Raw genomic sequence first — 373 nt, forward strand, 5'->3', positions numbered from 1 at the left:
ATTTTTTCATTCCGCTTCCTCCCGTTCCTTTCTGGAGAACTCGGCCAATCTCGTTCCGATGCGATCCTCCAGATCTTTGAAGGACCCTTCCGAAAAACCGTTTAACAGGATCGCGTAGGCGAGCTCCTCACCGTCCCGGGTGCGGACATAACCGGCCAGGGCGCTGACATGGGTCATCGAACCGGTCTTTCCCCGCAGGTTGTCCGCCGCATCCGTATCGCGCATCCGGTTGCGCAGGGTTCCGTCGACCCCCGCTACCGGCAGCGACTCGACAAAGGTCTCTTCAATCGGCTGCTCGGCCACCGCCGTCAGCAGCGCCACGATCTGTGCCGGAGAAATCCGGTTGTACCGGGTCAGTCCCGACCCGTCCCTC

The 373-nt window shown here is 61.1% G+C and carries 1 protein-coding gene; it reads right to left on the reverse strand.

The genetic code is table 11. From position 1 onward, the window contains the following. Window positions 1–6: 6 nt before the first annotated feature. Window positions 7–373, reverse strand: a 367-nt coding sequence (locus tag RZO55_RS10355; protein ID WP_318064206.1) for a D-alanyl-D-alanine carboxypeptidase, incomplete at its 5' end; no start/stop codon positions are given.

The organism is Clostridium boliviensis, assembly GCF_033342255.1.
GTDB lineage: Bacteria > Bacillota > Clostridia > Lachnospirales > Lachnospiraceae > Lacrimispora > Lacrimispora boliviensis.